Source organism: Pseudomonas sp. 22526 (assembly GCF_052044735.1).
Taxonomy (GTDB): Bacteria; Pseudomonadota; Gammaproteobacteria; order Pseudomonadales; family Pseudomonadaceae; genus Aquipseudomonas; species Aquipseudomonas piscium.
The window spans coordinates 116,963-143,549 of record NZ_JBQENK010000014.1 but is presented as its reverse complement, the minus strand read 5'-3'; the positions used below and the strand labels follow the sequence as shown (position 1 = coordinate 143,549).

Genomic DNA, 26,587 nt, shown 5'->3' with positions numbered 1-26,587 from the left:
CGGACAGTGCGCCGCGCCTGGGCGGCGGCGATTGGGCATGCCGGGAGTGTAGGGAGCGAACACCTGCGCAACCGGCCAAGCACTTCAGGATTTCGGCCAATCTGCTGGCGGGCTGGGCCGACCTGGTTTGTTGGCGATGCAGATACTGCGGCGTGCCAGACAGGACGCTATCGCGAGCAAGCTTCGCTCCTACAGGTATGCGGCGTCCACGAAACAGAGNCGCGATGACGGTCTACCTGCCCTACCGCAGCGCCTGCCTACAGGCGGGCTTCTCCGGCCGCGTATTGCGACGGCGCCAGCCCCAGCTCGCGGCGAAACATGTCGCTGAAGCTGCCGGGGGAATACCCCAGTTCGCGGGCGATGGTGCTCACCGGCACGCCCTGGATCAGCTCGGCGGCGGCCGTGGCCAATTGCACCTGGCGGCGCCACTCGGCGAAGCCCATGCCCAGGCCGTCCTTGAACAGCCGCGCCAGGGTGCGCACGCTGGCGCCCGCCACCTCGGCATGGCGCTCAAAGGGAATGTCCAGGGAAGGCGCGGCCATCACCGCCTGGCAAAGGCTGACCAGACGCCGGTCGGAACTGTCCGGCAGCAGGATCTTCAACTGCGAGCGGCGGGCGCGCTTGAGCTCCAGCAGGGCCAGGTTCACCAGCGCATCGTAGTACTCCGGCTGCGGCGCGCCCTCATGCTCCACCAGGCGCACGATCAGTTCGCGCAGCAGGTTATCCACCTGCAGCACCTGCACCTGGCTGTCGAGGGTCGCCGCCAGGCACGGGCGTAGGTAGATATTGCGCATCTGCAGGTCGGTGACCACGCGAATCCCGTGGGGCACACCCGGCGGCAGCCACACCGCCCGCTGCGGCGGTACGACTAGAGCCTCGTTCGGCGTCTCGACCCACATCACCCCGCTCATGGCATACAGCAACTGCCCCCAGGCATGTTCGTGGGGCTCGATGAACAGGCCACGCGGATAGGTGCGCGCCAGGGGTTGCACCGGCACATCGGTGTCGCTGAGGTCGGGAGGTGCGGCAAGGGCCATGGCCGGGCATCGTCGTCGAGCAGGGGGTGCCCATGGTAACCCCGCCGATCCGCCTGGAAAACCGCGACAAAACATCCGGACAGGCAGCGCAGCGCCAGGCAATGACCCGTTCGGATGCCCGTCCGACCGCTGATACCCTTGCTCGACAATCCGAGTGAATTTTTCCCGGCCTGCGCGGGTCACTAAACCATCACAGGGAGGATTGATAGCTTTATGAACAACGCAAAACTTTTCGTCATCGAGTACAACCTGCACGGCGCGCCCAAGTCCTTCATCATCCGCTCGGAGAAGATGGACAATGCCGAGGCGTGGCACTGGGCAAGCTGTGACGCCGGTGTCGGCCGCATCGGCCGCTTTGGCCTGGAACGGGTGAAGAAGACCAGCCAGCCCCAGGCGGAAAAATTCGGTATCGAGAACGTCACCTGGCGACCTTCGACCTGATCCAACCCAGGCCTTGGGCGTAGGACGTGGTAGGCCACGGCCGTTGGATGATCGAGCCATGCCGAGCGCTGCCACCTGCAACTGGATCGACGCTCGCAAACAGGACGCTCGCCAATGGAAAGTGGAGCCCTGAGCGGCTCCACTGCTTTTCCACCCGACAACTTCAACCCGTCAGTGGTGCGCGCCCTTGGCGCAATCGCAGCCTTCGGTAGAGGCGCAGGGTTCGCCGTTGGCATGGTGGCTGGCGCAGGCCTGGCAACAGTAGTGCTTGCCGTGACGCACGATGGCATGGGCGCCGAGCTTGCAGGTGCAACCCGGACAGGCACAGGTATCGCTGGACATGGGGTGACTCCTTTGTGGTGGTCGTCGACGACGCGATGCTGGCCGCGTCTCTAGCAGTGTAGTGGCTGCCCGTCACCCCTATTGACCCCTGGTCGCGACGGCCTCAGTTCCAGCCTTCCAGGCGCAAGGTCGCGCGCACCAGGCGCTGTTCTTCGTTTTCGATTTCCCGCAGGTTGTCGCAGAGGCCCTGGATATGCGCGATGGCGGCCTTGCGCGCCTGTTCCGGCAGGCGCCCGGTGACGGCGTTGTAGAGCCGCGCGTGCTGACGGTCGATCTGGCGTTTCTGCGCCTGGCGGTGGTAGAGGTTGTTGACCGAGGCGAATACCGAGTTGAGCAGCAGGTCGGTCAGCGAACGCAGGGTCTGCACCAGCACCGGGTTGTGCGAGGCCTCGCAGATCGCCAGGTGGAAGGCGTGATCCAGCCGCGCATGGGCCGAGGCATCGAGCTCCTGGCCGTGGGCATCCAGCAGCGCCTGATAGGCGCGGCCGATCAGCACGAAATCGGCCTCGGTGCCGCGCAACGCCGCCAGCCGCGCCGACTCGCCTTCCAGCAGGCTGCGCACTTCGAACAGGTCGTAGAGGGTGCGCGGCTGGGAACTGAACAGATGCATCAAGGCCGAGGTCGCGCCCTGCCCCGACAACTGGGCGACAAAGGAGCCCTTGCCCTGTTCGGTTTCGATGATGCCCCGAGCCCGCAGCAGTTTCAGGCCTTCGCGCAACGCCGTGCGCGACACCCCGAGTTTTTCCGTGAGGCGCCGCTCCGAAGGCAGCAGCTGACCGGTCTTCAGCACACCGTCGACGATCAGCCGTTCGATGCGCTCACAGACCACATCCGCCACCTGGTGCCGGGTCGAATCCTTGCTGTGCATGCGTCCTCCACTGGTATGACCAGCTGCGAAGAAAAAACCCGATCAAACGGATCACTAGGCCATCCTGCTGATATGCCTGGTTTTTTATAAAAAACCCGGCATCCGCGGCAAAACAAACTGGTTCGACCAGTCCCCGGCCCCGTGGACAGTAAGGCCAGCCGGGCCAATGATGCAACTGAGCGGCCCGCCCCCTGCCGACCGCCAAATAAAAACAACTCAGGGTCGTTAGCCACCCATGAATATCCTCTACGACGAACGCATCGACGGCGCGCTGCCCCCCGTCGACAAAACGGCACTGCTCGAAGTGTTGCGCCAGCGCCTGCCCGACCTGGACCTCCTGCACCAGAGCGAAGACCTCAAACCCTACGAATGCGACGGCCTTTCGGCCTACCGCACCACGCCGATGCTGGTGGCCCTGCCGCGACATATCGAGCAGGTGCAGGAACTGCTGCGGATCTGCCATGAGCGCCGCGTGCCGGTGGTCGCCCGGGGTGCCGGTACCGGCCTGTCCGGCGGCGCCCTGCCCCTGGAACAAGGGGTGCTGCTGGTGATGGCGCGCTTCAACCAGATCCTGCATATCGACCCCGCCGCCCGCACCGCGCGGGTCCAGCCCGGAGTGCGCAACCTGGCGATCTCCCAGGCCGCCGCGCCGTTCGGCCTCTATTACGCCCCCGACCCGTCCTCGCAGATCGCCTGTTCCATCGGTGGCAACGTCGCGGAAAACGCCGGCGGCGTGCACTGCCTGAAATACGGTCTGACCGTACACAACCTGCTCAAGGTGGAGATCCTCAGCGTCGAAGGCGAACGCCTGACCCTGGGCAGCGACGCCCTGGACGCCCCCGGTTTCGACCTGCTGGCGCTGTTCACCGGCTCCGAAGGCCTGCTGGGGATCATCACCGAAGTCACGGTCAAGCTGCTGCCCAAGCCGCAGCTGGCCAAGGTGCTGCTGGCGGCCTTCGACTCGGTGGAAAAAGCCGGCCGCGCGGTGGCCGATATCATCGCCGCCGGCATCATCCCCGGCGGCCTGGAGATGATGGACAACCTGGCGATCCGCGCCGCCGAAGACTTCATTCACGCCGGCTACCCGGTGGACGCCGAGGCCATCCTGCTGTGCGAGCTGGACGGCGTCGAAGCCGACGTCCACGACGACTGCGATCGGGTCCGCGCGGTGCTCGAACGGGCCGGCGCCACCGAGGTCCGCCAGGCCCGGGACGAAGCCGAACGGGTGCGTTTCTGGGCCGGGCGCAAGAACGCCTTCCCGGCGGTCGGTCGCCTGTCGCCGGACTATTACTGCATGGACGGCACCATTCCGCGCCGCGAACTGCCGGGGGTGCTCAAGGCCATCGCCGCGTTGTCCGCCGAATACCAGTTGCGGGTGGCCAATGTGTTCCATGCCGGCGACGGCAACATGCACCCGCTGATTCTGTTCGACGCCAACCAGCCCGGCGAACTGGACCGCGCCGAAGCCCTGGGCGGCAAGATCCTCGAGCTGTGTGTCGCGGTCGGCGGCAGCATCACCGGCGAGCACGGGGTCGGCCGGGAGAAAATCAACCAGATGTGCGCCCAGTTCAACAGCGACGAGCTGACCCTGTTCCACGCGGTCAAGGCGGCCTTCGACCCCGGCGGCCTGCTCAACCCCGGCAAGAACATCCCGACCCTGCACCGCTGCGCCGAATTCGGCGCCATGCACGTGCACGCCGGGCAACTGCCCTTCCCCGAGCTGGAGCGTTTCTGATGACGGCACACGCGGACAACGACGCCAGCGACGCACTGCTGGAACAGGTCGGGCAGGCGCTGGCTGGCAACACCCCGCTGCTGATCCAGGGCGGCAACAGCAAGGCCTTTCTCGGCCGCACGACTGCCGGCGAGGTGCTCGACACCCGCGCCCATCGCGGCATCCTCAGCTACGACCCGACCGAGCTGGTGGTGACGGTCCGCGCCGGCACGCCGCTTGCGGAACTGCTGGCCGCGCTGGACGCCGCCGGGCAGATGCTGGCCTGCGAGCCGCCGGCCTTCGGCGACGGTGCCACCGTCGGCGGCATGGTCGCCAGCGGCTTGTCCGGCCCACGGCGGCCCTGGGCCGGTTCGGTACGTGACTTCGTACTTGGCAGCCGGGTGATCACCGGCACCGGCAAGCTCCTGCGCTTTGGCGGCGAGGTGATGAAAAACGTTGCCGGCTACGACCTCTCGCGCCTGCTGGTGGGCAGCTACGGTTGCCTCGGGGTGCTCACCGAGGTGTCGCTCAAGGTCCTGCCGAAACCCCGCCAGTGCCTCAGCCTGAGCCTGGAAATGGACAGCGCCAAGGCCCTGGCCCGGCTCGCTGACTGGGGCCAGCAGCCGCTGCCCATCAGCGCCGCCAGCCACGACGGCCAGCGCCTGCACCTGCGCCTGGAAGGCGGCGAAGGTTCGGTGGCCGCGGCCCGCGACCGCCTCGGCGGCGAGCCCTTGGCCGCTGATTATTGGGCCAATCTCAATGAGCAACAGTTGGAATTCTTCGACGAAGGCCTGCCACTGTGGCGCCTGTCGCTGCCCAATAACACCGGCCCCCTGGAGCTGCCCGGCCAGCAGTTGATCGGCCAGCAGTTAATAGATTGGGCCGGCGCCCAGCGCTGGCTGAAATCCGCGGCGCCCGCGGAGCGTATCCGCAGCCTGGTCGAGCGCGTCGGCGGCCACGCCACCTGCTATAGCCATGGCCTGGTGGACAGCCCGTTCCAGCCGCTGCCGGCGGTGCTGCTGCGCTACCACCGCCAGCTCAAGGCGCAACTGGACCCGCAAGGGATCTTCAACCCCGGCCGGCTCTACGCCGAGCTCTGAACGGAGACCCGAAGCATGCAAACCACCCTGAGCGAACAGGCGCGCCAGTTGCCCCGCGCCGCGGAGGCCGAGAGCATCCTGCGCACCTGTGTGCATTGCGGTTTCTGCAACGCCACCTGCCCCACCTATCAACTGCTGGGGGACGAACTGGACGGACCGCGGGGGCGCATCTACCTGATCAAGCAGGTGCTGGAAGGCCATGAAGCCACGGCCAAGACCCAGCTGCATCTGGACCGCTGCCTGTCGTGCCGCAACTGCGAAACCACCTGCCCGTCCGGGGTGGACTACCACAACCTGCTGGACATCGGCCGCGCGGTCGTCGATGCCGCCGTCCCTCGCCCCCTCGGCCAGCGCCTGCTGCGCCAGGGCCTGCGCGCCCTGGCGCCGAACCCGGCACTGTTCAAGGCGCTGATCGGCACCGGCGCCACCTTGCGCCCCTGGCTGCCCGAGGCCGTGCAGGGCAAGCTGCCGCGCCAGGTCCAGCCGGCCAAGGCGCGTCCGACCACGGCCCACGCGCGGCGTGTCTTGCTGCTGGAAGGTTGCGTGCAGGCGAGCCTGTCGCCCAACACCAACGCGGCGACGGCGCGGGTCCTCGACCGCCTGGGCATCGCCGTGGAGCCGGTGGCCGAGGCTGGCTGCTGTGGCGCCGTGGATTACCACCTGGATGCCCAGGACGCCGGCCTGGAACGGGCCCGGCGCAATATCGACGCCTGGTGGCCGCACCTGGAAAACGGCGCCGAAGCCCTGGTGCAGACCGCCAGCGGTTGCGGCGCCTTTATCAAGGATTACGGCCACCTGCTGGCCCACGACCCACGGTATGCCGCCCGCGCCGAGCGGGTCAGCACCTTGGCCCGGGACCTGGTGGAAGTGCTGCGCGACGAACCCCTGGAACAGCTGCTCGCCCACAGCGACCAGCGCCTGGCCTTCCACTGCCCCTGTAGCCTGCAGCACGGGCAGAAACTCGGCGGCGCGGTGGAGGCGGTGCTCAAGCGCCTGGGTTTCGAACTCACCGAGGTGCCCGACAGCCACCTATGCTGTGGTTCGGCGGGCACCTACTCGCTGACCCAGCCCGAGCTGGCGCGACAACTGCGGGACAACAAGCTCAACGCCCTGGAAAGCGGCCGGCCCGAGGTCATAGTCACCGCCAATATCGGCTGCCAGACCCACCTCGACGGCGCCGGGCGCACCCCGGTGCGGCACTGGATCGAACTGGTCGAGGCCGCCCTGCCGCCCCTGGATTCTTCCCCTCAACCAGTTACCCCCTGAAAGGAGCACGCCATGCACAGCAAAGCCATCCTGGGTCATCGCGAAGTCCAGCGCATTCTTATCGCCGCGCGGGATGAAGCCGAGCGCAACCAGTGGCCGGTGAGCATCGCCATCGTCGACGACGGCGGCCACCCGCTGGCCCTCGAACGCCTGGACGGCGCCTCGCCGATCAGCGCCTATATAGCCATGGAAAAGGCCCGTACCGCGGCCCTCGGGCGCCGTGAGTCCAAGGGTTATGAAGAGATGGTCAACGGCGGACGCACCGCGTTTCTCTCGGCGCCGCTGCTGACTTCGCTGGAAGGTGGCGTGCCCGTGGTGTTCGACGGCCAGGTGATCGGCGCCGTCGGCGTGTCCGGGGTCAAGTCCGGGGAAGATGCCCAGGTGGCGCTGTTCGCCGCCCAGGCCTTGGAGTGACGCCTGCCCCCATCAGGCCTGCCGGGCGTTGCTGCGGTACATGAACAGCAGCGCCAGGGCCAGGCAGGCCATGGCCAGGATCCGGCTGCCGGACAGATCGATGGCCGGGTTGCCCAGCCAGCCGAAGTTGTCGATCAGCATGCCCATGCCCAACTGGCCGAGGATCACCGCCACGGTCGCCACCGCCGTGCCGACCCGCGGCACCGCGCCCACCATGACCATCATGTAGACCACACCGAACAACGCCCCGGTCAGCTGCCACTTGGGCACGTCCAGCAGGCTCATGCTCTGGGCCGGCTCGAAAAACAGGATCAGCAGCGCGGTACTGATCGCCCCCACGACGAAGGTCAGCAGGCTGCTGCGCAGCACCCCGACCCTTTCCCCCAGGCGGCCGTTGATGGCCGCCTGCACGCTCAACACCGCGCCAGCGGCCACCACCAGGATCAACAACAGAATCAGGTTCATGTTCAACCTCGGGCAATCAGGACAAGGGCGACAACGATCAAGACCAGGGCAATCCAGCGTTCGCCATCGACCCGTTTGCGGGCGCTGCCGAACCAACCGAAATGGTCGATCAGCACACTCTTGCCGACCTGGCCGGAGAGGATCGCAATCATGGTCATGGCGATGCCGATATGAGGCGTGGCCAGGGTCAGCACCACCACGTACATCGGCCCGAGAAAACCGCCGATCAATTGCCAGCGCGGCAGCTCGGCCAGGGCCGGGCCTTTCTGCGGACCACTGAACAGCAACAGCAGGAACAGGATCGCCGAGCCGACCGCGAAAATGCTCAGGGTCGCCCACAGGTGGCCGACCTGCGCGCCCAGCGGACCGAGCAGCCCGGCTTCGACCGACAGGCCCATGCCGGCAAGGATCACCAGGGGCAGCAGCAACAGGCGCAAGCCCGGCCGGGGCCGCGTTTCGACCTGGGCCGGCGCCGTGCGCGCACTATCGAGGGAGGATGTTTGCATGACAAACCTACATCAGGGATGGAAAGGATGGCGTGCATTATCGGTTGCCGATGTTTTGCGATAAATGGGAGCATCCCGACAACACCTTTGCGCAATACGCACAGCAAGGACTCAGCATGCAAGGCTTCAACGAACTGGGCTTCAAGGCCCTGCGCCTGTTCGTGGCGGTGCTCGACCACGGCAGTTTCTCCGAGGTCGCACGCCGCGAAGGGCTGGCGCCGTCCTCGATCTCGCGGCAGATCCAGCTCATGGAACAGGCCCTGAGCCAGCAACTGCTGTATCGCCACACCCGGGCGGTCAGTCCCACCGAAGCCGGGCGTCTGTTCGGTCATTACGCGCGCCAGGTGCTGGCGCAATGGGAAGAAGCCGAGCAGGCGTTGCGGGAACAGGAAAGCGAGCCCAGCGGGCTGGTACGGATCAATGCGCCGGTGGTGTTCGGTCAGCGTCACCTGTCGCCCTGGCTGGGCGAGTTGTACCGGCGCTATCCGAAGCTGCAACTGGATATCCAGCAAACCGACAACTTTATCGACCCGCTACAGGAAGGCGCCGACCTGCTGTTCCGCATCGGCACCCTGGCCGACTCCGGCATGCAGGCGCGCATCTTCGCGTCACAGCGCTACCAGGTGGCGGCCAGCCCGGCCTATCTGGCCGAGCACGGCACCCCGCAGCATCCCGAGCAACTGGCCGATCACCAGTGCCTGGCCTACAAGGGCGAGAGCGGCCAGCAGCGCTGGTTTTTCCGCAAGGGCAAGCGCGACTGGGTGCCCTACAACGTCAAGGGCCCCCTCACCAGCAACCACGCCGATACCCTGACCCAGGCCGCCGAACAGGGCCTGGGGCTGGTGATGTTTCCATCCTGGCTGATGCTTGGCGAGGCCTTGGACCAGGGGCGGCTGGTGCCTTTGTTCGAGGACTACCAGGTGTCTATCGGCCTCGAGCCGCAACAGATCGCCGCCCTCTGGCCCGGCAGCCGGCGCCTGTCGGTGAAGGTCAGGACAGTGATCGATTTCTTCGTCGAGAAGTTCGGGCCGGTGCCCTATTGGGATAGGTGAAGGACGGCTTCACACCACCAGTTGCGCAATCAGCCAGGCGTTGGCGCCGCTGATAACGGCGAACAGGCTCCAGGCGAGGACGCGGGTCGGCCAGCGGTTGACGAACACGCCCATCAACTGCGGGTCGCTGGTCATGCGGATCAGTGGGTAGAGGGCGAACGGCAGTTGCAGGCTGAGCACCACCTGGCTCAGCACCAGCAACTGGCCGACCGCGCCGTCGCCCAGCAGCCACACGCCGACGAAGGCCGGCACCAGCGCCAGGCCGCGGGTGATCAGGCGGCGCTGCCAGCACGGCAAGCGCAGGTTGAGGTAGCCCTCCATGATCACCTGGCCGGCGATGGTGCCGGTGAAGGTCGAACTCTGCCCCGACGCCAGCAAGGCCACGCCGAACAGCACGCTGGCCAGGGCCCCGCCCACCAGCGGATCGAGCAGGTGATAGGCGTCCTGCAGCTCCACCACCTCGGTGTGCCCGGTGCCATGGAAGGCCGCGGCGGCGAGGATCAGGATCGCCGCGTTGACCAGCAGCGCCAGCGCCAGGGAACCGATGGTATCGATGCGCGCCAGCTTGATCGCATCGCGCCGGCTGGCCTCATCCTGGCCCACCAGGCGGGTCTGCACGATGGAGGTGTGCAGGTAGAGGTTATGGGGCATCACGGTGGCGCCGAGGATGCCGATCGCCAGGTACAGCGGCGCCGCCTCACTGATCGCCGCCAGCGATGGCGTGAAGCCGCGCGCCACGTCCGGCCAGTAAGGTTTGATCAACAGCAGCTCGACGAAAAAACACAGGCCGATGGTGCCCACCAGCACCAGCATGATCGCCTCCAGGCGGCGGAAGCCGCGGTTCTGCAAGGCGAGAATCAACAGGGTGTCGAAGGCGGTGATGACAATCCCGGTGGTCAGCGAGACCCCGAGCAACAGGTGGAACGCCAAGGCGCAGCCCAGGACCTCGGCAAGGTCGGTGGCGATGATCGAGACCTCCGCCAGCAGCCACTGGGTGCGCGCCGTGCGGGTGCTGTAGCGCTGCCGGCAAAGCTGCGCCAGGTCGCGCCCGGTGGCGATGCCCAGGCGCGAGCACAGGCACTGCACGGCCATGCCCGCGAGGCTCGCCAGCAGCACCACGAACAGCAGGTTGTAGCCATAACGCGAGCCGGCCTCGATGGCGGTGGCCCAGTTGCCCGGGTCCATGTAGCCGATGGAAATCAGCAGGCCGGGGCCGGCGAAACGCAGGATGCGTTTGAACAACGGCGCCTTGGGATCGACAACGATGGTGCCGGCGACTTCCGGCGGGCAGAAGGGTGCGGTACCGACTTTGGGTAGAGTGAATTTCACGCGGGCATCCGGAAGGCTGGAACGGTGGCCCAGCTTAGAGGTTTCAGCGAACCGGCCCAAGCCTTTGCAGCCTCACCGATCCCTGGCATCTGTAGGAGCGAAGCTTGCTCGCGATAGCGGTGCGTCAGTCACCACAACAGCTGAGCCAGCCCCCTTTCCCCCCCCCCCGCACCGCCCAGCCACTCCTACAGCACCAGCATTTTCAGGCATGATGCCGAGCAGCCATCCGCGGAGCAGCGCCATGAACACTCCAGCCCAACCCACTGTCGCCCTGGCGATGCGTTCGTATTCCGGGCAGGTCGAGCTGCACCATCACGATTTTCCGCAGATAGTGCTGCCGCAGTCGGGGGCGATGGAGATCGAAGTGGACGGCCGTGGCGGCAAGGTCGACGCCAGCCAGGGCGTGCTGATTGCGCCGGGCGCCCGGCATAGCTTCCTGGCCGAGCGCCGTAACACCTTTCTGGTGCTCGACCTGGATAGCTCCGGCAACGAGCCGTCTCTGGCCGATACCCGCTTCTTCGCCATCGACCCGCAGATCCGCCACCTGCTCGGCTACGCCAGCCACAGCGGCGCCTCGCTCAGCGCTTGCAGCCAGGTCGCCAGCGCCTGGAGCGCCCTGCCGCTGGCCTGCCTCGCCCGCCCGACGCCAAGCGCGCCGCAGCGCCAGGCGCTGGCGCGGGCCCTGGCCCATATCGAGCAGCACCTGGGCAGCCCGCTGAGCGCCCGCGCCATCGCCCAGGCCGCGGGGGTCAGCGAGCGCAGCCTGTACCTGCTGTTCGAACGGGACATGTACTGCACGCCCTTCGCCTATATCTCGACCCTGCGCCTGGACCGCGCCATCGACCTGCTCGGCCGCACCCTGCTGCCCATCAGCGAGATCGCCCAGCGGGTCGGCTACGCCGATCAGAGCGCCCTGACCCACGCCCTGAAGAAGGCGCGCAACCAGACCCCGGCCGCCCTGCGCAAGGCCGCTCGCGACGCCCAGGCGCAGGCTGCGACAAGACTTCGGCAGGCCTGATCAATACCACCGTCGCGGCGACTTCTATGCTGGCCACACCGCCCTTGCCTCGGTGTGCCTATGACCGCCATCCATTCAACCCGCCTCGCCCCCTCCCGCAGCGGGGCCGCCACCGCCATCGGCGTGATCGCGGTGTTTCTCTGGTCGTGTCTGGCGCTGCTGACCACCCTCACCGCCGGCATTCCCCCCTTCCAGTTGCTGGCCCTGAGCTTCGCCGTGGCCTGCGGCGCCAGCCTGGTGCTGCTGGGCTTGCGGGGGCGCGCCGGCTTTCGTGGCTGGCGCCAGCCCTGGCCGGTGTGGACCCTGGGGTTCGGCGGGATCTTTGCCTACCACGCGCTGTATTTCTTTGCCCTGAAAGCCGCGCCGGCCGCCGAGGCCAGCCTGATCGCCTACCTCTGGCCGTTGCTGATCGTATTGCTGGCGGCCCGGGCCGGCGGCGAACCGCTGCGCGGCCGGCAACTGACCGGCGCCTTGCTGGGGCTGGCCGGCACCGCGCTCATCATGCAGCAGCGTGCTTCCAGCCAGGTCGGCGCGATGCCGATCGCGGGTTACCTGGCGGCATTCGGCTGCGCCCTGGTGTGGTCCGGCTACTCGGTGCTCAACCGCCGCTTCAGCAGCGTGCCCAGCAGCCTGATCGGCGGCATCTGCGGGCTGGTGGCGGTGGCCGGGCTGCTCTGCCACCTGATGTTCGAAAGCCCGGTGCAACCGGACCTCAAGCAATGGCTGGCGATCCTCGGCCTGGGGCTGGGCCCGGTCGGCCTGGCCTTCTTCGCCTGGGACCACGCCACCAAACACGGCAACCTGGCCACGCTCGGCGCGCTGTCGTACCTGGCGCCGTTGATCTCCACCCTGCTGCTGATCGTCATCGGGCAAAGCCCGGCCAGTGTGTGGCTGCTGGTGCCGGCGCTGCTGATCATCGCCGGGGCGGTGTTGGCGACTTCGGGAGCCCGTTCCGCCCAGGGTTGACCAGCGAAAACCCTCACGCCCGATAAGCACCGCGAAGGCCGCTCCAGCGCCCTTTTATCCGAAATTTCGCGCCACCGAATATCCCGCTGGAGTGCCCCGCGACAGCCGTGGGAAGATGCGCGCCCCTACGCGCTCACTCTGGAGAATCTGCATGTCCCTGTTCGGTAAACACGCCGCGGTCCTGGTCCTGGCGGCGCTGGCCGGTTTCAGCGCCCTGGACGTGTCCGCGGCCCAGCCGACGAACAACAAGGCCAAGGTCGAGACCGTCTCGATGCTCGGCGGCAAGTTCAAGTTCAGCCTGCCCAAGGGGTTCATCGCCAACCCGCTGCCGGCCGGCGACGAAGCCAGCGGCACCGCCGGCGCCACCGGCACCATGTACACCAACGCCAGTACCAAGACCGTGGTCATCGCCGCGGAAAACCTGATCCCCGATGCGGTGCAGGCCAAGGACAACGACGCGCAGTTCCTCGACAGCGCGGTGTCGGGCTTCCTCTCGCAACAGGCGGCGGCCCTGCCGGACTTCAGCAAGCAGAGCGAAAAAAGCATGACCCGCGGCGGCCTCGGCCTGCGCCAGATCGACAGCACCGCGACCCAGGGTGGCGGCATGACCCAGAGCTCCACCCTGCTGGCCGGCTCCGGCAGCCGCATGGCGGTGGTACAGGTGATTTCGCGGATCAACGACAAGGCCAATCACGACAAGCTGGTCAGCCAGATCGTCGGCAAGTAAGCCGACAAACCCGTAGCGACAACAGCCGCTACAGGCTCACCTGCTTCAGGGGTTGAGGCTGAGCAACCAGCGGTTCAGGTCCTGGAGCTCGGTGTCGCTGATGCTATGGCCGATGCCTGGGTAAGCATGGAACTGCGGAGCCAGGCCCAGCCCGCGCAACAGGCTGGCGGCCTCGGAACCGTCGCTGTAAGGCAAGCGCATATCCGCGGTGCCATGGGCGATGAAAATCGCCAGCCGCTCCAGGCCCGCGCCGCTCTTGAGCTGCGAGCGCAACACCGGCAGGATCTTTCCGCTCAGCGCCGCAATCCCACGGACCGCCTGGGGATGGCGCAGGCCCAGTTCGTAGGACATGATCGCGCCCTGGCTGAAGCCCACCAGGAACACCCGGTCGGCGCGGGTGTGGTACTTGGCGATCGCCTGCCCCACGAACTCGTCGATCAGCTTGGCGCTGTCGGCCAGCTCGGCGGTCACCCCGTCATAAGCCCCTTCGCCCTGCTTGTGAAACCACTGGTAACTGCCCTCTTCCACAGTTTGCGGCGCCCGTACCGAAAGGTAGGTGTAATCCGCCGGCAACCCGTCCTTGAGGCCGAACAGGTCCTCTTCGTTGCTGCCGTAGCCGTGGAGAAAAATCACCAGGGGCCGGTCGCGGGAATCGGCCGGGGCCTGTTCCAGATAGAGCAGCGGCAGGTCGTCGTGCAGTGCGCCTTGGGCCTGGACGGAGGCGGACACGCACAGCAGCAACAGGGCCAGGAACTTGAACATGGGATGTCCTTCTGGGTGACACCGGGGAAAGCGCCCGTTGCCTGGTTGTTTTGGCCGCGTAGCGGCCATCGCGAGCAAGCTCGCTCCTACAGGGGGTCGTCAGGGCCGGCTTCAATCGTTGGTCAGCTTGCCGCTGCGGATCGGCTGACGGCCGGCGACCTTGGCCTGCCAGATGCCCGGCTCGGTGTAGCGGCTGCGGTCCAGGGCGAACAGCACGCCGCTGGTGGCGGCGCGCACCACAGTGACGATGTCGTTCAGCGGGTCGACCACCTCGAAGATCGCATCGCCCCGCTCCACCCATTCGCCGGCTTCGCGCAGGAAGCTGACCACCCCATGGTGCGGGGCGAACAGGTATTGGGTGCCTTCGAACGGCATGCCCTCGCAACAGACGTCCGGGGTGGCCGGCCATTGGCCGTCGATAAAACCCTGCTCGGCAAGAAAACCGAGGATCGCTTCGCAGTTGGCCTGGGCCTGTTCGACCCGGGTGTCGCCCATGCTGCCCAGCTCCAGGGTGGTGGCGAGGTTGGCCGCGGGAATGGCCGCCCGCGGGAAGTCACGGGCCAGACGCAGCCAGGGCGTGGAGCAGGATTCGTCGAACGAGCTGCCGCCGGAGTCTTCACAGAGCAGCGCCACGCCGGCCTTCAGGCGCGCAGCAAGGGACTGCCACTGCGGCCAGTGCTGGGGCAAGGCATACAGATGGATCGCCGCTTCGAAATCGCAGTGCAGGTCGAGGGTGATATCGGCGTCGCAGGCATGGCGCAGCAGCAGGCGTTGCAGGGCCTGGAGTTGTGAGGTCGGGGCCGGCAGACCGTCGAGGACTTCGCCCATGGTCTGGCGGATCAAGGCGACGTTGGCCGCCGCATCGCTGCCCAGGCGGTCACCGATCAGGTCGCCCACCGGGCCGCTGAGTTCGACGAAGGCGCGGTTGAAATTCTTCCCGCTGCCACTTTCAAAACGCCCCAGGTGGCTGCTTTGCAGGTGTTGGTCGAGGCCGATGGGGTTGGCCACCGGCACCAGCTCGATCACGCCCTTGAGCTGCCCCTGGGCTTCCAGTTCGCTCAGGCGTTTTTTCAGTTCCCAGGCGGTGCGCATGCCCGGCAGCTCGTCGGCGTGCAGGCTGGCCTGGATATAGACCTTGCGGCTGCCGCTGCCAAAACGGAACACGCTGAGCTGGCGCTGGGTGCCCAGGTGGCTCCAGGGCAAGGAATGGTCGATGCGTTGCATGAAGGGCTCCGGAAGAAAAATGGAGTTCGGCGGGGGCCGTAGCCTGAGGCATTTGCGCGGCCGTGAAAAGGTCGTCGTCCGATGCCAGGTGGCGCGAGCTTCCTGTAGCCGCTGCCGTAGGCTGCGATCGGTCTGGGCCGCATTCGGAGTACGGCCGTGACGCCCTCAAGATCGCTGAAGGTCCTGCGGACCTTGGCGCAGCCTGCGGCAGCGGCTACAGGGGATCGCCCTGCTCCTGTCCGGGCCGGCAAATCGCGCCCACAAAAAAGGCGGCGCCGTCTTCACGGTAGCCGCCTTTTTCAGCCCGGCGAATTACTCGCCGTACACGTCGAACTTGAAGTACTTGTCCTGCACGGCCTTGTACTTGCCGTTGGCGCGGATTTCAGTGATGGCGGTGTTGAATTTCTCGGCCAGGGCGGTATCGCCCTTGCGCACGGCGATGCCGGCGCCGCCACCGAAGTATTTCGGATCGTTGTACTCGGGACCGACGAAGGCGAAGCCCTTGCCGGCGTCGGTTTTCAGGAAGCCGTCGTCGAGGTTGACCGAGTCGGCCAGCAGCGCGTCGATGCGACCGGAAACCATGTCCAGGTTGGCTTCCTGCTGGGAGCCGTAACGCACCAGGTTGATCCCGGCCGGCACCAGCACTTCGGTGGCGAAACGGTCATGGGTACTGGCGCGCAGCACGCCGACTTTCTTGCCCTTGAGTTCGGTCAGCGGGTCCTTGACCTCGGTGCCTTCCTTCATCACGAAGCGCGCCGGGGTGTGGTAGTACTTGATGGTGAAGTCGACGTTCTTCTTGCGGTCGTCGGTGATGGTCATGGACGACAGGATGGCGTCGATCTTGCGCACCTTCAGCGCCGGGATCAGGCCGTCGAACTCCTGCTCGACCCAGGTGCATTTGACTTTCATCTGCTCGCACAGCGCATCGCCGATATCCACGTCGAAACCGGTGAGCTTGCCGTCGGGGGTTTTCATCGAGAATGGCGGGTAGCCGGCTTCGATACCGATGCGGATCGGCTTGGCATCGTCAGCCACGGCGGTCAGGGACAACATGGACAGTGCCAGGGCACCGAACATCACAAGCTTCTTCATTTATAACTCCCGTAGACGGAGGCTTTTATTGGCAGAAAGGTTCGATTGGGGGAAATCGAAGTGGCCAGCAGTCTAGAGCGGCGCCCGGGAGGCAAATTGTGTTTATGCGACAAATACTTATAGAAATTCCACAGTCGGTTCAGGACTGCTCCCTGGCAGTGCAATGACCTTGGAAAACACCCCCGATCCATGCAGGTTCACCGATTTTCGCGCCCGCCTTGCGACCCGTCAGTCGCCCTGAAAACGTCCCGGACGACGCCATTCATCCGGGACACGCCTGCGAAGCGCGGCGGGATTCCACCCAAAGCGAATTCAGTCTTCGCCAGCCGCCACAATCCCTGTAGCCGCTGGCGCAGCCTGCGCAAGGCCCGCAGGGCCTCCAACGATCTGGAAGCCCCCACGAAAACCTCTAGCAAGCACACTCCACGACCACACCCGCCGGCCGCTCAAGCTCCACGCTGAGCTTGAAGCCTTCATCCAGCCAACCAGTCACGCCGCCAATCATCTCCTTTACCGGGTAACCCAGGGCCGCCAGCCTGACCGCGGCCTTGTTGGCGCCATTACAGTGCGGGCCGGCGCAATAGACCACGAACAGGGTGTCCCGGGAGTAGCCCGCCAGGCGTTCGGCGTTGATCAGGCGTCCGGGCAGGTTGATCGCCCCCGGCACATGGCCGCGCTCGAAGGCCAGGGGGCCACGCACGTCCAGCAGGACGAAATCCACCTCCCCGGCTTCCTGGCTGCCGAAGACATCGGAACAGTCGGTCTCGAAAGTCAGGCGGTTGGAGAAATGCATCAGGGCGATGGCCGAGGGGGCGGCGGGAATATCACGAACCAGGCTGGTCATTGCAGCGTCTCCAGAACGACAGTGGGTGTGACAGGACTTTATCGACCCGGCCGACGCCGCTACAGTGGCGCACAAGACACTGACTGGTAACTTTCCGCCAAATGCACAACGCCCCCGGTTTAGTCGCGATCCTGGCCTACAACGGCCTCTGCACCTTCGAGTTCGGCATCGCCGTGGAGATCTTCGGCCTGGCCCGCCCGGAGTTCGATTTTCCCTGGTACGAACATCGCATAGTCGCCGTCGAGCCCGGGCCGTTGCGGGCCATGGGCGGTATCCAGGTGCTGGCCGATGGCGGCATGGAGCTGCTGGAGCAGGCGCGGACCATCGTCATCCCCGGCTGGCGCAGCCGCAACGAGCCACTGCCGCCCGGGCTGAGCGAGGCCCTGGTGCGCGCCCATGAACGCGGCGCGCGGCTGCTGTCGATCTGCTCCGGAGTGTTCGCCCTGGCGGCCACCGGGCTGCTGGACGGCCGGGGCGCCACCACCCACTGGCAATACACCGATGAACTGGCCGAGCGCTTTCCCGCCATCCTGGTGGACCCGGACGTGCTTTATGTCGATTCGGGACAGATCATCACCTCGGCCGGCAGCGCCGCCGGGATCGATGCCTGCCTGCACCTGGTGAGCCGCGACTTCGGCACCCACATCACCAACTCAGTGGCGCGGCGCCTGGTGATGTCGCCGCAGCGCACCGGCGGCCAGGCGCAGTTCATTCCCGCGCCGGTCAGCCGCACGCCGCGCAACGACCTGTCGCGGGTCATGCAATGGGCCCGCGAACGCTTGCATGAACCGCTGGAAGTGCGGGACCTGGCCAGCCAGGCGTTGATGAGCGAGCGCACCTTCCTGCGGCGCTTCAACCAGGCCACCGGCGTCTCGCCCAAGGCCTGGCTGCAGCACGAACGCCTGGCCCGGGCGCGGGAGTTGCTGGAGAGCGGCAGCGAGCACACCGAGACCATCGCCCTGCGCTGCGGCTACCGTTCTGTGGAGAGTTTTCGCGTGGCCTTTCGCAGCGTGGTGGGCCTGCCGCCGTCGACGTATCGCGAGCGGTTCGGGCGTGGGGAGAAGGTGGTCGCCGATTGATACAGCGACCGAGAGGACGTTATCGCGGGCAAGCCTCGCTCCTACGCAAGCATGTTTCGTTGGCGTGACTGAAGAGCTGCTTCTGTAGGAGCGAGCGGGCGGCGATCCGACTTGCCCGCGAAAGGGCCGGCCCAGCCCTCCTCAATCCTCCGGCTTGCGCAACAGATAGGTGTCCATGATCCAGCCATTGGCCTGCCGCGCCGCCTTGCGCACTTGCTGGATCTGCCCCGCGACATCCTTGAGCCGGCCGGCGATCAGGATTTCCTCCGGCGTGCCGAGGTAGGCGCCCCAGTAGATTTCCAGGTCCTGGTCCGCCACCTGGCGATAGGAATCCTCGGCGTCGAGCATCACCACCAGGCTGTCGGCGTCGCTCACCTGCCCCGCCGCCAGCCGGCGGCCGGTGGTGATCTCGACCGAGCGGCCGATGCGGTTCAACGGCACCTTGTGCTGCGCCGCCAGGGCCTGGACGCTGGTGATGCCGGGGATCACCTCGAACTCGAACGCACAGCGGCCGCTGGCCAGGATCGCCTGCAGGATGCGGATGGTGCTGTCGTACAGCGCCGGATCGCCCCAGGCCAGGAAGGCCCCGGTCTCGCCGTCCGCCAGTTCCTCGTCGATCAGCCGCTCGAAGGTGCGCTGCTTGTCGCGGTTCAGCTCGGCGACGCTGGCCCGGTAATCCACCTCGGCGCCCCGCTGTCGCTCCGGGCTTTGCGCTTCGACAAAACGGTAGCCGGGCTGCTCGATGTAGCGTTCGCAGATTTCCCGGCGCAGGTCGATCAGCATGTCCTTGCTCTGGCCCTTGTCCATCAGGAAGAACACATCCGTGCGATTGAGCGCCTTGACCGCCTGCATCGTGATGTAGTCGGGGTTGCCGGCGCCGATGCCGATGATCAGGAGGGTTTTCATGGGGGCGGGTCTCGGGTGCTGCTCGGGGGATGGAGTATGGCTGGGTTGTGGCGGCGCGTCACAGGGCGGCCGTTCTGCGGCCTATCGCGAGCAAGCTCGCTGCTACAGGGTTGGCGCACTCATTGTAGGAGCGAGCTTGCTCGCGAAAAAATCCCCAGGCCACACCGAGCCAAGCCCGCTAATCGCGCTGGTCCAGGCGCAAGCGCCAGCGACCATTGAAACGCAGTTCGACCTGGGCCAGCGGCTCGACATCGATGGCGTTGAAGCTGGCCAGCGGGCACTGCATCACATGCAGCAGCGCCGCGCGGATAACCAGCGGATGGGTCACCGCCAGCACATGCCCGGGCTGCTCGCTCAGCGACGCCAACCATGACGCCACCCGCTCGCACAGCTGCGCCACCGACTCGCCGCCATGGGGCGCCGAGTGACTGTCGGCCAGCCAGGCTTGCAGGGCCTCGGGCTGCTCGCGCTGCAGATCATCGATGGACAGACCCTGCCAACGGCCCATGTCACAGTCGCGCAGCGCCGGCACCCTCTCCACAGTGGCGCCATACAGGGCGGCGGTCTGCCGCGCCCGTTGCTCCGGCCCGCTGAGCAGGCGCGGCGCACGCTTGAACGCGCCGGCCCGGGAGCCCGCCAGCGCCTGCCAGTCCATCTCCAGCGGTTCGTCCAGCGGGAAGCGCGCCAGCTTCTGGGCGAGGGTTCGGGCATGGCAGATCAGGGTCAAGCGGGTGGCCTGCACGGGGAATCTCTCGATATTGAATGAACGCAGTGGGCAATGTGGCTGCGTTTGTATCATTTGTCGCCGGGGGATTCCTACCTGTCGCCCCCAGCCTGTTGCCAGGTAGCGAAATCGTCCTGCTTGCGCAGCCTTTCGCGGCACCCTGCCACGCTGACACCACGCCCTGAAAAACCTCGAACAGCCAATAAACCTGGGCTTTTGCGCCCCCTTTTGGGGCATTCGAGGGCGGTTTTATTTTTCACTAGACATGTAGCGTAAATTACATAAATACTGTTTTCACTTTCAGTGAAACAAAAACGACATTCCACTCGCGAAGGCGTTTTATGCCGTCTCTCAGAGACCTGATCACCGACCCGGCCCTCGACCTCACGCCTTCGGAGCGCAAGGTCATCCGCGCCCTGCTCGACCATTACCCGCGCAACGGCCTGGGGCCCATGTCGCGGCTGGCCGAACACGCCGGCGTCAGCGATCCGACCATAGTGCGGCTGGTGAAAAAACTCGGCTTCGGCGGTTATGCGCAGTTCCAGGAAGCGCTGCTCAGCGATATGGACGATCGCCTGCGTTCACCCAGCACCCTGTTGCAACCACGGGCCCAGGTGCCCCGGGACGATGCCTGGAGCCATTACCTGCAAGGCAGCCTGCGCAGCCTGGAACAGACCCAGGCCCTGACCCAGCCCGAAGACGTGCGCATCCTGGTCGACTGGCTGCTGGACAGCCGACATGCGCTGTACTGCTACGGCGGGCGCTTCAGCAGCTTTCTCGCCAGCTACCTGCTCAATCACCTGCGCCTGATGCGCCCCGGCTGCGTGGCCCTGGACGACAACGCGCAACTGCCCGACCGCCTGTATGACGTGCAGCGCCAGGACGTCGTCCTGCTGTTCGACTATCGCCGCTACCAGAGCCAGGCCCTGCGCGTGGCCAGCGCGGCCAAGGCGCGGCACGCGCGGGTGGTGCTGTTCACCGACATCTACGCCTCGCCCCTGCGGGAGCTGGCGGACCTGATCATCAGCGCTCCGGTGGAGTCGGCCTCGGCCTTCGACACCCTGGTGCCGGCCCTGGCCCAGGTCGAGGCGCTGGTCGCCAGCCTGACCCTGCGCAGCACCGACCTGGACCGGCGCCTGGAGGGCATCGACGCCCTGCGCAACGAATTCGCCACTCACCTGCTGGAGGACAAATAAGGATGGTCTGCCTTCCCCACCAATCGCCCCGCGACCTGCCATTCACCCTCGACCGCACCGCCCTGCTGCTGGTGGATATGCAACGAGCCTGGCTCGAGCCGCAGTTCGACCCGCACTTGCAGGTGCCGGACGCCGAATACTTCCTCAAGCGCACCCATGAGCAGGTGATTCCCAACCAGCAGAAGCTCCTGGCAGCCATGCGCGGCGCCCGGCAGAACGTGTTGCACACCATCATCGAAAGCCTGACCGCCGATGGCCGCGACCGCTCGCTGGACCACAAGCTGTCGGACATGCACCTGCCCAAGGGCAGCCCTCAGGCGGCGATCATCGATCCGCTCGCGGCGCGGGAGAACGAAATCGTCCTGCCCAAGACCTCCTCCGGGGTCTTCAACTCGACCAACATCGACTACGTGCTGCGCAACCTGCAGACCCGCCACCTGATCGTCGCCGGCATCGTCACCGACCAGTGCGTCGACATGGCGGTGCGCGACGCCGCCGACCGCGGCTACCTGGTGACCCTGGTGGAAGACGCCTGCGCTACCTACACCGACGCCCGCCACCAGGCCTGCCTGAATGCGATCAAGGGCTACTGCTGGATCACCGACACCCAGACCGTACTCGGCCGCCTGCGGGAGATGCAGGCATGAGCCGGGATAACGAGCCGTTGACGCCGGTGGCCATGACCACCCTGCTCACCACCGACCTGATCGGCGTCAGCCGTGGCCGCTCGTTCCCCAGCGACGAACTGGACAGCTACACCAGCGCCGGCTGCGGCTGGGTCCCGGCCAACAGCGCGCTGACCCCGCAGGACATCATTGCCGAGCCCAACCCCTGGGGCGCCCGTGGCGACCTGCGGCTGATCCCCGACCTGGCCAGCCGGGTCCAGGTCAGCAACGGCCCGGACGCCAGCGCCTCGCCGCTGGACTTTATCCACGCCGACATCTGCGAGACCGACGGCCAGCCCTGGGCCGCCTGCCCACGCACCCTGCTGCGCAACGAGGTGCAGCGCTACGCCAGCGAGCTGGGGCTGCAGATCACCGCCGCCTTCGAGCACGAATTCAACCTGCACAGCGCCACCGCGCAACCGGAACGCCTGGCCTTCTCCCTGCAGGCCCAGCGCCAGGGCGCGGACTTCGGCGGCTGGCTGCTCAGCGCCTTGCGCGCCGCGGGCGTCGAGCCGGAAATGTTCCTGCCCGAATACGGCAAGCACCAGTACGAAATCACCTGCCGCCCGACCCAGGGCGTGGCCGCCGCCGACCGCGCGGTGAATGTGCGCGAGATCACCCGGGAAATTGCCCGGCAGTTGGGCGACACTGTCAGCTTCGCGCCCAAGACCGCGGAGCACGCGGTGTGCAATGGCGTGCACCTGCACCTGAGCCTGCAGGAACTCGACGGCGCGCCGGCGCTGTACGACCCACAGAGCACCAATGGCCTGTCGTACCTCGGCGAGTGCTGGGCCGCCGGCGTGCTCAAATACCTGCCGGCGCTCTGCGCCTTTACCGCGCCGACGCCGATTTCCTACGCACGCTTGCAGCCCCATCACTGGAGCGCCTCCTACGCCTGCCTGGGCCAGCGCAACCGCGAAGCCTCGCTGCGCATCTGCCCCACCGTGAGCATCGGCGGTAAGCCCGTGGCGCCGCAGTACAACCTGGAATTCCGTGCCCTGGACGCCACCGCCTCGCCACACCTGGCCATGGCCGCGGTGCTGATCGCCGGGCGCCTGGGCATCGAACAACAGTTGCCACTGCGCGCCGTGACCGACGAAGTGCCGGACGAACTGAGCGCGCAGCAGCGCCAGGACCGCGGCATCGTCGCCCTTCCGGCCTCCTTGCCCCAGGCGCTGGACTGCCTGCGCAACTGCCCGGAATTGCTGCAAGCACTGCCAGCCCCGCTGCTGGACACCTATTTCGCCGTCAAACACCAGGAAGTGAAACTGACCGAGCACCTGACCCCTGCCCAACTCTGTGAACACTATGCACACCTGTACTGAAACCGCTGAACTGGGGCTGTACACCCGACCGGCGTACCGGCTGCTGCGGGAAGATTCCGCGCACCCGCTGATCCTGGTCTGCGAGCACGCCAGCCGCTACATTCCGGCGCCGCTCAACGACCTCGGCCTGGACCCGGAAGCGGCGCGTGAGCACATCGCCTGGGACCCCGGAGCCCTGGAGCTGGCGGAAAACCTCTCGCAGACCCTCGGTGCCACCTTGCTGACGGCCAACTATTCGCGGCTGCTGATCGACCTCAACCGCCCGTGCCAGGCCCACGACAGCATTCCGTTGCAGAGCGAGATCTACCAGATCCCGGGTAACCAGCACCTCGACGAAGCCACCCGCGAGTACCGCCGCAAGCAGCTGTTCCGGCCCTTTCATGCGCGCCTGAGCGGGCTGATCGACGCACGCCTGGCCGCGGGCCGGCCGGTGCGGGTGGTGGGCATCCACAGTTTTACCCCGCTGTACTACGGCCAGCGCCGCACCCTGGAGATGGGCGTGCTGTTCGATCGGGCCGAGGGTTACGCCCGGCGCCTGCTGGAAGGCATGTCGGTCCATGACGTGAAGATTGCCGGCAACGAGCCCTACAAGATCGACGCCCTGGGCGACATGACCGTGCCGGCCCACGGCGATGCCCGCGGGCTGGATTCGGTATTGATCGAGGTGCGCAACGACCTGCTGCGCACCCCGCAAGCCATACAGTGCTGGACGGATTATCTGGCGCCGCTGTTGTAGAAAAGGCTGTGAGTCAGGATGGAGCTGTGGTTGTAAAAAAGCTGTTTGCTGTACCGGTACAACAACTATAAAAACCGCCGTGGCGTGTCTTTAAACCTGCCAGGTTCAAATACATTGCCTGCCGCTCCAGGTCGTCCATCGACATCGGCGTCAGGCATCCGCCCACCCTTTGGCTGACAAGGAGAACCTCTTCATGGAGATTGAAGAATTCGGCTACAAACAGGAACTCAAGCGCGGCCTGACGCTGCGCGACCTGGTGGTCTACGGGATGATTTTCATGATCCCCATCGCCCCGTTCGGGGTCTATGGCTATGTGAACCAGGAAGCACCGGGCATGGTGCCGCTGGCCTACATCATCGGCATGCTGGCGATGCTCTTCACCGCCCTCAGCTACGGCAGCATGGCCCGCGCCTTTCCCATCGCCGGCTCGGTCTACTCCTACGCCCAGCGCGGGCTCAACCCCCATGTCGGATTCATCGCCGGCTGGCTGATGCTGCTCGACTACCTGCTGATCCCGCCACTGCTGTATGTCTACGCGGCCATGGCGCTGAACCACCTGTACCCGGACATTCCCAAGGTCGGCTTCATCCTTGCCTTCCTGGTCAGCGCCACCTTCGTCAACCTGCGCGGCATCACCTTCACCGCGCGAATGAACATCCTGTTTCTCCTGGCGCAGCTGGTGGTGCTGGGGATCTTCCTGTTCTACGCCTGGAACGCCCTGCACGGCGGCGCCGGTAACGGCCAGCTGACCCTGGCGCCGCTGTACAGCCCGGAAAACTTTCACTTCGGCATGCTGATGCAGGGCGTGTCGATCGCCGTGCTGTCGTTCCTCGGTTTCGATGCCATCTCGACCCTGGCCGAAGAGATCAAGAGCGAGCCGGGCAAGAGCGTCGGCCGCGCCGCCCTGATCACCCTGCTGGTGATGGGCGCGATCTTCGTGGTGCAGACCTGGATCGCCACCGACCTGGCCGCCGGCATGGGCTTCAAGTCGGCCGACACGGCCTTCTACGAGATCGCCGAAATCGCCGGCGGCAGCTGGCTGGCGACCCTGACCGNGCGCTGGCCTGGGGCGTGGCGGTGGCCATCACCTCGCAAGCGGCGGTGTCGCGGCTGCTGTTCGGCATGGCCCGCGACGGCAAGCTGCCGAAGATCCTGGCCAAGGTCCACCCCAAGCACAACACGCCGCACGTCAGCATCTACCTGGTGGCCGTGCTGTCGCTGCTGATCTGCTACCTGTTCATCAACTCGGTGGACACCCTCACCTCCTTGGTGAACTTCGGCGCCCTGAGCGGTTTCATGCTGTTGCACCTGACCGTGATCAATCACTACTGGCGCCGCAACAAGTCGGCCCAGGTGCTGCGTCATCTGATTTGTCCGGTGATCGGCTTCCTAATTGTCTGCGCGATCATGTACAACATGGGGGCCGATGCGCAGAAACTCGGTTGCATCTGGATCGCCATCGGCCTGGTCTACCTGTTTTTCCTCAACAAGCTGGGCGCCAATACGGCGCTGGCCGATCCACTTTAATCAACACCCCCGGCCGCCGCGGCACCATGAAGGTGCTCCGGCGAATCCGAGTGGGCGCCGACAGGTGCCTGCGTGCCACCGCCCGCCCTCGCGGGCCGTGGCAGTAATGCGTGGAAACCGACAGTGATTGTCAGGTTCGACGCCCCAGGTCTCGCGGCCAGGCGTCGATCATTTTGATACAGGAGTACATCCATGCTGGTCTTACGCCCAGTTGCGCCAGACGATTTGCCGGAGTTGCAACGGCTGGCCCGTGAAAGCCTGGTGGGGGTGACGTCCCTGCCGGACGATCGACAGCACCTGCTGGACAAGATTCTCGACTCCTGCGCCTCCTTCGCCGCCAACGTGCAGGCTCCGGGGCCGGAGAACTACTTTTTTGTCCTCCACGACCCGGCCCGCGGCCAGCTGCGCGGCTGCTCGGAAATCCTCGCCATGGCCGGGTTTTCCGCGCCCTTCTACAGCCTGCGCAACCGGCCCTTCGTCAGCAGCTCGCGGGAGCTGAACGTGCAGCATGGCGTGCCGACCCTGTCGCTGTGCCAGGACCTGAGCAACCACAGCCTGCTGCGCGGCTTTCATATCGACCCGGACCTGGTGGGCACGCCCATGGCGGAGCTGCTCTCCAGGGCCCGCCTGCTGTTCATCGCCGCCCATGGCTTGCGCTTCGCCGACACCAGCATCACCGAGATCGTCGGCTACAGCAGCGACGGCCATTCGCCGTTCTGGGATGCCCTGGGCAAACACTTCTTCGACCTGCCCTACGTCGAGGCCGAACGCCTGTGCGGCCTGCGCAGCCGCAGCTTCCTCGCCGACCTGATGCCGCAATACCCGATCTACATCCCGATGCTGCCCAAGGCGGCCCAGGACTGCATCGGCCAGGTCCACCCCCAGGGTCGCGAGGCCTACGAGATCCTGCTGCGCGAGGGGTTCGAAGCCAACCACTATGTCGACCTGTTCGACGGCGGCCCGACCTTGTACGCCCGCCACAGCGGCGTTCGCTCCATCCGCCACAGCCTGATCGCCAACGCCTGCCCCGGCCCGCAGAGCGGCAGTGGCCGGGCCTGGCTGGCGAGCAACGAGCGGCTGGGGCAATACCGGGCGGCCCTGGTGCACCTGGACGAAGCGCCGGGGGACCTGGTCAACCTAGACCCGGAAGCCTTCCAGGCCCTGCAACTGCAATCCGGCGACCCGGTACGGCTGGTCGCCCTATGACGAACCCCGGACAGGTTTACATTCGCCGCCGCAACAGGCGCGCAGAAGGAGCTGCA

At 66.3% G+C, this 26,587-nt stretch carries 27 protein-coding genes and 1 pseudogene; 16 read left to right on the top strand and 12 right to left on the bottom strand.

Translation table 11 applies throughout. The annotated features are described in order from the left end of the window. Window positions 1–257 precede the first annotated feature (257 nt). Window positions 258–1,037, bottom strand: coding sequence for an AraC family transcriptional regulator (locus tag ACTJKT_RS21430; protein WP_440788463.1), 780 nt, complete (start codon window positions 1,035–1,037; stop codon window positions 258–260). A gap of 213 nt (window positions 1,038–1,250) precedes the next feature. On the opposite strand from ACTJKT_RS21430, the gene ACTJKT_RS21425 reads away from it, so the two are divergent. Next, window positions 1,251–1,478, top strand: a complete 228-nt coding sequence (locus tag ACTJKT_RS21425) for a DUF6555 family protein (RefSeq protein WP_440788461.1) — start codon at window positions 1,251–1,253, stop codon at window positions 1,476–1,478. 171 nt (window positions 1,479–1,649) lie between these two features. Here the strand turns inward: ACTJKT_RS21425 and ACTJKT_RS21420 are convergent, their stop codons facing one another. Both ACTJKT_RS21420 and glcC read right to left on the bottom strand, forming a co-directional pair. After that, a complete protein-coding gene (locus ACTJKT_RS21420) occupies window positions 1,650–1,820 on the bottom strand; it encodes a metallothionein (protein ID WP_097302812.1) in 171 nt (56 codons plus the stop codon). 103 nt (window positions 1,821–1,923) lie between these two features. Then, window positions 1,924–2,688, bottom strand: a complete 765-nt coding sequence (glcC, locus tag ACTJKT_RS21415) for a transcriptional regulator GlcC (RefSeq protein WP_440788460.1) — start codon at window positions 2,686–2,688, stop codon at window positions 1,924–1,926. Between the two features lie 235 nt (window positions 2,689–2,923). On the opposite strand from glcC, the gene glcD reads away from it, so the two are divergent. From glcD to ACTJKT_RS21395, 4 genes are read left to right on the top strand one after another with little or no spacing between them, the layout of a single operon-like run. After that, window positions 2,924–4,423 carry a glycolate oxidase subunit GlcD gene (glcD, locus tag ACTJKT_RS21410; protein WP_440788459.1) on the top strand — a complete coding sequence of 500 codons (1,500 nt, stop codon included), beginning with the start codon at window positions 2,924–2,926 and terminating at the stop codon, window positions 4,421–4,423. After that, window positions 4,423–5,502 (top strand): glycolate oxidase subunit GlcE, encoded by a 1,080-nt coding sequence (glcE, locus tag ACTJKT_RS21405; protein ID WP_440788458.1) that lies wholly within the window; start codon window positions 4,423–4,425, stop codon window positions 5,500–5,502. The genes glcD and glcE overlap by 1 nt, the downstream gene beginning before the upstream one ends. A gap of 15 nt (window positions 5,503–5,517) precedes the next feature. After that, entirely contained in the window at window positions 5,518–6,768 is a 1,251-nt protein-coding gene (gene glcF, locus ACTJKT_RS21400; RefSeq protein ID WP_440788457.1) for a glycolate oxidase subunit GlcF, read from the top strand. 12 nt (window positions 6,769–6,780) lie between these two features. Further along, window positions 6,781–7,182, top strand: a complete 402-nt coding sequence (locus tag ACTJKT_RS21395) for a heme-binding protein (RefSeq protein WP_440788456.1) — start codon at window positions 6,781–6,783, stop codon at window positions 7,180–7,182. Between the two features lie 12 nt (window positions 7,183–7,194). On the opposite strand, the gene ACTJKT_RS21390 is transcribed toward ACTJKT_RS21395, so the two are convergent. Both ACTJKT_RS21390 and ACTJKT_RS21385 read right to left on the bottom strand, forming a co-directional pair. Further along, window positions 7,195–7,647 carry a DMT family transporter gene (locus ACTJKT_RS21390; RefSeq protein WP_440788455.1) on the bottom strand — a complete coding sequence of 151 codons (453 nt, stop codon included), beginning with the start codon at window positions 7,645–7,647 and terminating at the stop codon, window positions 7,195–7,197. A gap of 2 nt (window positions 7,648–7,649) precedes the next feature. Next, window positions 7,650–8,153 carry a DMT family transporter gene (locus tag ACTJKT_RS21385; RefSeq protein ID WP_063429513.1) on the bottom strand — a complete coding sequence of 168 codons (504 nt, stop codon included), beginning with the start codon at window positions 8,151–8,153 and terminating at the stop codon, window positions 7,650–7,652. A 116-nt stretch (window positions 8,154–8,269) separates the two neighbouring features. On the opposite strand from ACTJKT_RS21385, the gene ACTJKT_RS21380 reads away from it, so the two are divergent. Further along, on the top strand, window positions 8,270–9,205 hold the full coding sequence (locus ACTJKT_RS21380; RefSeq protein ID WP_440788454.1) for a LysR family transcriptional regulator: 936 nt from the start codon (window positions 8,270–8,272) through the stop codon (window positions 9,203–9,205). Window positions 9,206–9,214: 9 nt separating this feature from the next. Here ACTJKT_RS21380 and ACTJKT_RS21375 read toward each other — a convergent pair whose 3' ends face one another. Then, window positions 9,215–10,534, bottom strand: a complete 1,320-nt coding sequence (locus tag ACTJKT_RS21375; protein WP_440788453.1) for an Nramp family divalent metal transporter — start codon at window positions 10,532–10,534, stop codon at window positions 9,215–9,217. Window positions 10,535–10,775: 241 nt separating this feature from the next. On the opposite strand from ACTJKT_RS21375, the gene ACTJKT_RS21370 reads away from it, so the two are divergent. The 3 genes from ACTJKT_RS21370 (at window position 10,776) to ACTJKT_RS21360 (ending at window position 13,245) form a co-directional block, all read left to right on the top strand. Then, a complete protein-coding gene (locus ACTJKT_RS21370) occupies window positions 10,776–11,552 on the top strand; it encodes a helix-turn-helix domain-containing protein (protein ID WP_440788452.1) in 777 nt (258 codons plus the stop codon). A gap of 60 nt (window positions 11,553–11,612) precedes the next feature. Continuing rightward, the gene (gene yddG, locus ACTJKT_RS21365) at window positions 11,613–12,518 is read left to right on the top strand and encodes an aromatic amino acid exporter YddG (protein WP_440788451.1); all 906 of its coding nucleotides are present in this window, start codon (window positions 11,613–11,615) and stop codon (window positions 12,516–12,518) included. Between the two features lie 151 nt (window positions 12,519–12,669). Then, on the top strand, window positions 12,670–13,245 hold the full coding sequence (locus tag ACTJKT_RS21360) for a hypothetical protein (protein WP_307950506.1): 576 nt from the start codon (window positions 12,670–12,672) through the stop codon (window positions 13,243–13,245). 45 nt (window positions 13,246–13,290) lie between these two features. On the opposite strand, the gene ACTJKT_RS21355 is transcribed toward ACTJKT_RS21360, so the two are convergent. From ACTJKT_RS21355 to ACTJKT_RS21340, 4 genes are all read right to left on the bottom strand, one after another. After that, complete coding sequence (locus tag ACTJKT_RS21355) at window positions 13,291–14,007, bottom strand: alpha/beta hydrolase (RefSeq protein WP_440788450.1); 717 nt, start codon at window positions 14,005–14,007, stop codon at window positions 13,291–13,293. A 111-nt stretch (window positions 14,008–14,118) separates the two neighbouring features. Continuing rightward, entirely contained in the window at window positions 14,119–15,231 is a 1,113-nt protein-coding gene (locus tag ACTJKT_RS21350) for a succinylglutamate desuccinylase/aspartoacylase family protein (RefSeq protein ID WP_440788449.1), read from the bottom strand. A gap of 312 nt (window positions 15,232–15,543) precedes the next feature. Beyond that, entirely contained in the window at window positions 15,544–16,323 is a 780-nt protein-coding gene (locus tag ACTJKT_RS21345) for an ABC transporter substrate-binding protein (protein WP_009048194.1), read from the bottom strand. A 409-nt stretch (window positions 16,324–16,732) separates the two neighbouring features. Beyond that, window positions 16,733–17,167 (bottom strand): rhodanese-like domain-containing protein, encoded by a 435-nt coding sequence (locus tag ACTJKT_RS21340; RefSeq protein WP_440788448.1) that lies wholly within the window; start codon window positions 17,165–17,167, stop codon window positions 16,733–16,735. A gap of 101 nt (window positions 17,168–17,268) precedes the next feature. On the opposite strand from ACTJKT_RS21340, the gene ftrA reads away from it, so the two are divergent. Next, entirely contained in the window at window positions 17,269–18,246 is a 978-nt protein-coding gene (gene ftrA, locus ACTJKT_RS21335; protein ID WP_440788447.1) for a transcriptional regulator FtrA, read from the top strand. Window positions 18,247–18,387: 141 nt separating this feature from the next. Here ftrA and cobF read toward each other — a convergent pair whose 3' ends face one another. Both cobF and ACTJKT_RS21325 read right to left on the bottom strand, forming a co-directional pair. Beyond that, on the bottom strand, window positions 18,388–19,152 hold the full coding sequence (gene cobF, locus ACTJKT_RS21330) for a precorrin-6A synthase (deacetylating) (RefSeq protein WP_440788446.1): 765 nt from the start codon (window positions 19,150–19,152) through the stop codon (window positions 18,388–18,390). Between the two features lie 178 nt (window positions 19,153–19,330). Next, a complete protein-coding gene (locus ACTJKT_RS21325) occupies window positions 19,331–19,894 on the bottom strand; it encodes a histidine phosphatase family protein (RefSeq protein WP_440788445.1) in 564 nt (187 codons plus the stop codon). Window positions 19,895–20,217: 323 nt separating this feature from the next. Here ACTJKT_RS21325 and ACTJKT_RS21320 point away from each other — a divergent pair, with 323 nt between their 5' ends. From ACTJKT_RS21320 to ACTJKT_RS21295, 6 genes and pseudogenes are all read left to right on the top strand, one after another. Continuing rightward, on the top strand, window positions 20,218–21,072 hold the full coding sequence (locus ACTJKT_RS21320; RefSeq protein ID WP_440788444.1) for a MurR/RpiR family transcriptional regulator: 855 nt from the start codon (window positions 20,218–20,220) through the stop codon (window positions 21,070–21,072). Window positions 21,073–21,074: 2 nt separating this feature from the next. Next, window positions 21,075–21,719, top strand: coding sequence for an isochorismatase family cysteine hydrolase (locus ACTJKT_RS21315; protein WP_097302795.1), 645 nt, complete (start codon window positions 21,075–21,077; stop codon window positions 21,717–21,719). Beyond that, a complete protein-coding gene (locus tag ACTJKT_RS21310) occupies window positions 21,716–23,062 on the top strand; it encodes a glutamine synthetase (protein ID WP_440788443.1) in 1,347 nt (448 codons plus the stop codon). The genes ACTJKT_RS21315 and ACTJKT_RS21310 overlap by 4 nt, the downstream gene beginning before the upstream one ends. Further along, complete coding sequence (locus ACTJKT_RS21305) at window positions 23,046–23,798, top strand: N-formylglutamate amidohydrolase (RefSeq protein WP_009048186.1); 753 nt, start codon at window positions 23,046–23,048, stop codon at window positions 23,796–23,798. The genes ACTJKT_RS21310 and ACTJKT_RS21305 overlap by 17 nt, the downstream gene beginning before the upstream one ends. Window positions 23,799–23,991: 193 nt before the next feature. Next, window positions 23,992–25,325, top strand: a pseudogene (locus ACTJKT_RS21300) (APC family permease). Between the two features lie 192 nt (window positions 25,326–25,517). After that, entirely contained in the window at window positions 25,518–26,531 is a 1,014-nt protein-coding gene (locus tag ACTJKT_RS21295; protein WP_440788442.1) for an arginine N-succinyltransferase, read from the top strand. Window positions 26,532–26,587: the final 56 nt, after the last annotated feature.

Coding starts and splice junctions, on each gene's coding strand:
- ACTJKT_RS21430 (WP_440788463.1), bottom strand. CDS start 1,037: ATGGCCCTTGCCGCACCTCCCGACCTCAGCGACACCGATGTGCCGGTG.
- ACTJKT_RS21425 (WP_440788461.1), top strand. CDS start 1,251: ATGAACAACGCAAAACTTTTCGTCATCGAGTACAACCTGCACGGCGCG.
- ACTJKT_RS21420 (WP_097302812.1), bottom strand. CDS start 1,820: ATGTCCAGCGATACCTGTGCCTGTCCGGGTTGCACCTGCAAGCTCGGC.
- glcC (WP_440788460.1), bottom strand. CDS start 2,688: ATGCACAGCAAGGATTCGACCCGGCACCAGGTGGCGGATGTGGTCTGT.
- glcD (WP_440788459.1), top strand. CDS start 2,924: ATGAATATCCTCTACGACGAACGCATCGACGGCGCGCTGCCCCCCGTC.
- glcE (WP_440788458.1), top strand. CDS start 4,423: ATGACGGCACACGCGGACAACGACGCCAGCGACGCACTGCTGGAACAG.
- glcF (WP_440788457.1), top strand. CDS start 5,518: ATGCAAACCACCCTGAGCGAACAGGCGCGCCAGTTGCCCCGCGCCGCG.
- ACTJKT_RS21395 (WP_440788456.1), top strand. CDS start 6,781: ATGCACAGCAAAGCCATCCTGGGTCATCGCGAAGTCCAGCGCATTCTT.
- ACTJKT_RS21390 (WP_440788455.1), bottom strand. CDS start 7,647: ATGAACCTGATTCTGTTGTTGATCCTGGTGGTGGCCGCTGGCGCGGTG.
- ACTJKT_RS21385 (WP_063429513.1), bottom strand. CDS start 8,153: ATGCAAACATCCTCCCTCGATAGTGCGCGCACGGCGCCGGCCCAGGTC.
- ACTJKT_RS21380 (WP_440788454.1), top strand. CDS start 8,270: ATGCAAGGCTTCAACGAACTGGGCTTCAAGGCCCTGCGCCTGTTCGTG.
- ACTJKT_RS21370 (WP_440788452.1), top strand. CDS start 10,776: ATGAACACTCCAGCCCAACCCACTGTCGCCCTGGCGATGCGTTCGTAT.
- yddG (WP_440788451.1), top strand. CDS start 11,613: ATGACCGCCATCCATTCAACCCGCCTCGCCCCCTCCCGCAGCGGGGCC.
- ACTJKT_RS21360 (WP_307950506.1), top strand. CDS start 12,670: ATGTCCCTGTTCGGTAAACACGCCGCGGTCCTGGTCCTGGCGGCGCTG.
- ACTJKT_RS21355 (WP_440788450.1), bottom strand. CDS start 14,007: ATGTTCAAGTTCCTGGCCCTGTTGCTGCTGTGCGTGTCCGCCTCCGTC.
- ACTJKT_RS21350 (WP_440788449.1), bottom strand. CDS start 15,231: ATGCAACGCATCGACCATTCCTTGCCCTGGAGCCACCTGGGCACCCAG.
- ACTJKT_RS21345 (WP_009048194.1), bottom strand. CDS start 16,323: ATGAAGAAGCTTGTGATGTTCGGTGCCCTGGCACTGTCCATGTTGTCC.
- ACTJKT_RS21340 (WP_440788448.1), bottom strand. CDS start 17,167: ATGACCAGCCTGGTTCGTGATATTCCCGCCGCCCCCTCGGCCATCGCC.
- ftrA (WP_440788447.1), top strand. CDS start 17,269: ATGCACAACGCCCCCGGTTTAGTCGCGATCCTGGCCTACAACGGCCTC.
- cobF (WP_440788446.1), bottom strand. CDS start 19,152: ATGAAAACCCTCCTGATCATCGGCATCGGCGCCGGCAACCCCGACTAC.
- ACTJKT_RS21320 (WP_440788444.1), top strand. CDS start 20,218: ATGCCGTCTCTCAGAGACCTGATCACCGACCCGGCCCTCGACCTCACG.
- ACTJKT_RS21315 (WP_097302795.1), top strand. CDS start 21,075: ATGGTCTGCCTTCCCCACCAATCGCCCCGCGACCTGCCATTCACCCTC.
- ACTJKT_RS21310 (WP_440788443.1), top strand. CDS start 21,716: ATGAGCCGGGATAACGAGCCGTTGACGCCGGTGGCCATGACCACCCTG.
- ACTJKT_RS21305 (WP_009048186.1), top strand. CDS start 23,046: ATGCACACCTGTACTGAAACCGCTGAACTGGGGCTGTACACCCGACCG.
- ACTJKT_RS21295 (WP_440788442.1), top strand. CDS start 25,518: ATGCTGGTCTTACGCCCAGTTGCGCCAGACGATTTGCCGGAGTTGCAA.